Origin of the sequence: Helicobacter sp. 13S00401-1, from assembly GCF_002272925.1 — a bacterium.
Classification (GTDB): Bacteria; Campylobacterota; Campylobacteria; order Campylobacterales; family Helicobacteraceae; genus Helicobacter_I.
The window spans coordinates 1-2,375 of record NZ_MLAR01000034.1 but is presented as its reverse complement, the minus strand read 5'-3'; the positions used below and the strand labels follow the sequence as shown (position 1 = coordinate 2,375).

At 31.2% G+C, this 2,375-nt stretch carries 1 protein-coding gene; it reads left to right on the top strand.

Annotated features, from left to right (window positions below):
* On the top strand, positions 1–405 hold a 405-nt coding region (locus BKH43_RS08290; RefSeq protein WP_253248086.1), incomplete at its 5' end, for a methyl-accepting chemotaxis protein.
* Positions 406–2,375: the final 1,970 nt, after the last annotated feature.

Genomic DNA, 2,375 nt, shown 5'->3' with positions numbered 1-2,375 from the left:
TCTCAATCTGAAGATATTAAAAGTGTTACTGTTATTATTAAAGACATAGCAGATCAAATAAATCTCTTAGCTCTTAATGCAGCTATAGAAGCTGCACGTGCAGGAGAACATGGAAGAGGCTTTGCAGTAGTAGCAGATGAAGTAAGAAAACTAGCAGAAAGAACTCAAAAGTCTTTAGGAGAAATAGAATCTAATACTAATATCTTAGTTCAATCTATTAATGATATGGCTGAATCTATAAAAGAACAAGCTAATGGTATAACTCAAATAAATGATGCTATATCTTTATTAGAACAATCTACTCAAGGTAATGTAAATATAGCTGATGATGCTACTAAGATATCTAGTAATGTAACTCATATAGCAGATGAGATAATGAGTGATGCTAATAGGAAGAAGGTGTGAAGGAGGACTTGTTCTTTTAAGGGTAAAGGAGGGGAAGATAAGTGAAAGGGATAAGTGTAGGATAAGGGGAGAAAGAGAAAGGGATAGAGATAAGATGTTATAGATAAAAGCTAGGTAGATAAAGAGACTATCTAACTAATATAGTCTCTTTATCTTTATTGCTAAAAAAACTAACAATAAAGTAGGTTTTTAAAAATAGATTCTATGACTGAAGATAAAAGTAGTTAATAAACTCTAAAGCTACTAATAAGCCTTAAATGTTTTATAAAACTTTATGTTTTAACTACCTTATAAAATCTTAAATTATTTATAGAATCTTAATCCCTAGACTCCATTCTCACTTATTTGTTATCTATCTCCCACCTAAAAATTTATATACCTATCTAATAATCCTATCTATCCTAATAAAATCAATGGCTTTATATAGGTAATTCTAATCTTTTTACGCTATTAACTAAATCTTTATTCCAACACTTTCTTTTTCATATTATTTATTATTTGTAGATTTTTTCTAACCAAAAAGGGGTTTAACCCCTCCTCACTCCCGCAAAGCCTGTGAAAGCGTAAGCTTCCTAGAAACAAGTTTGGTTGCTGTAAGCAACTAGGGCTTTCTTTTAAGAAAGCCTTTTTTGGCAAACAAGGGGAGGACCTTGGCTCAATTCCGTTTCTAGCAAAGCGAAGCTTCCTTGAAAGCGAAGTTTCCTTGAAAAAAATGGCGTAAGCACTACTGCTTACTTAATTCCATTTTTCTGCACCACGAAACAAAGCGAGCTAATGGGCACATTTTAATGGAATCGTTGCATATATATGTTTTTTTTATTTTTAAGGAAACTTCGTTTTCAGGGAAACTAACGTTTTCGAGGAAGCTAACGCTTTGTCATGTGCTGGGAATAGAGAATCTATGACTTAGTAATCTAGTATTTTGCCTTTTATTTTTATGTTAGAAAACACACATAAATAATCAATAATGCAAAAAAGAAAATGTTGGATAAAGATTTAGTTAATAGTATAAAGAGATTGGAATTACCTATATAAAACGATTGATCTTACTAGGATTGTTATAGGGTTATTAGCTAAGTAGATAGACGTGTAATTAATAGGTTTATTAGGTTGGTAGATATATAAGTTTTAGGGGGAAAGATAGGTAAAAGATAGGGGAGGATGGAATCTGGGGATTAAGATCCTATAAATAATTTAAGATTTTATAGAGTAGTTAAAGCATAAAGATTTATAAAACATTTAAGGCTTAATAGGGGTTTTAGAGTTTTTTTATTAACCCCTTTTACCCTATAGCTATAGAATCTATTTTTAATAAACTTAATTTTTTTTGGATTAAAAAAAGAGGAGACCCCTTCCTTGCTCGCCCTAACCATAAAAACCTTCTTTTTGGTAATCAGGAGATAGATCTTATAAATTCCATTTCTAGCAAAGCGTAAGGGGGGTTTGTTAGAAAAACCAAGTATCTGGACTATTGGTTTTTTATCGTTATTTTTAAAAGTATATTTTCATGTGAATTAATGGAAATGTTTTAAGGGGATAATTTACGTTTATATAATCGTATAAAAGCTTATATCCTAATGTTGTCATCAACACTAGGATAAATGTAGTAAGTAGCATGGCAGTCTCAAGCTTTAAAGATAGAATCTAAACCCCAGATTCTATCTCTTCTCTTTCCCTTCTCCTATCTCCTTTTTACTACTCTATTACTCTACTAATAAACCTATTAGTCTAATAAATTACCAACCTAACAAATCCAATAAACCAATCTAACAAACCCTATCAATCTAATTAAACCCAATAGATCAATAAAGTATCCTTGTAAGTCTATCTCCCCCCCCTCTCTACACCTTCTTCCTATTAGCATCACTCATTATCTCATCTGCTATATGAGTTACATTACTAGATATCTTAGTAGCATCATCAGCTATATTTACATTACCTTGAGTAGATTGTTCTAATAAAGATATAGC